The 836-nt window shown below is 69.9% G+C and carries 1 pseudogene; it reads right to left on the bottom strand.

From position 1 onward, the window contains the following. Positions 1–20 precede the first annotated feature (20 nt). Positions 21–835: pseudogene (locus GPA10_RS41525) on the bottom strand (IS5 family transposase). Position 836: the final 1 nt, after the last annotated feature.

Here is an 836-nt window from a genome sequence, read left to right as displayed (position 1 = left end):
CTAGGAGTTGTCTTCAAATGTCACGCCCACATCAGGAGCGAGGCGAGAGTGACGGCTGCCTGGTAGGACTCGGCGGTCTTGTCGTAGCGGGTCGCGATGCCGCGCCACTGCTTGAGGCGGTTGAAACACCGCTCCACCACATTGCGGCGCTTGTAGAGCTGCTTGTCGAAGGCCGGCGGGCGTCCGCCCCGGCTGCCGCGCCGAAGCCGGTTGCGGACCTGGTCGGACCGCTCGGGGATGGTATGGCTGATCCCGCGCCGTCGCAGCCAGGTGCGGATGGCTTTGGAGCTGTAGCCCTTGTCGCCCAGAACGTGGGCGGGTCTGCTGCGGGGCCGTCCCGGGCCGGTGCGGGGCACGCGTATCGCGTCCATCACGGCGGTGAACTGTGTGCAGTCGTTGATGTTCCCGCCCGTGACCACGAAGGCCAGCGGGCGGCCGAAGGTGTCGCAGGCAAGGTGGATCCTGCTGGTCAGGCCGCCCCGGGAGCGTCCGAGCGCCGGCGGGCAGAGCCCCCTTTTCGGGCCCCGGCGGCATGCTGGTGGGCTCGCACGACTGTGGAGTCGACCGACACCAGCCAGTCGATGTCCCCGGCCGCGTCCGCTTTCGCCTGCGCGGCCCGCAGCATCCGCTCGAAGGTCCCGTCCAGGGCCCACCGGCGGAAGCGGGTGTGCAGTGTCTGCCACGGCCCGTACCGCTCGGGCACATCCCGCCAGGCGGTGCCGGTGCGGAACTTCCACACGATCCCGTTCAGGACCCTTCGGTCGTCCAGCCGCTTCCGCCCCCGCAAGGACACAGGCAGCAGCGGCCGGACGAACTCCCACTCGGCATCGGACAGT

Source organism: Streptomyces typhae, from assembly GCF_009755605.1.
In the GTDB taxonomy this organism is placed as follows: Bacteria; Actinomycetota; Actinomycetes; order Streptomycetales; family Streptomycetaceae; genus Streptomyces; species Streptomyces typhae.
This window is presented reverse-complemented; position numbering and strand designations above follow the sequence as displayed.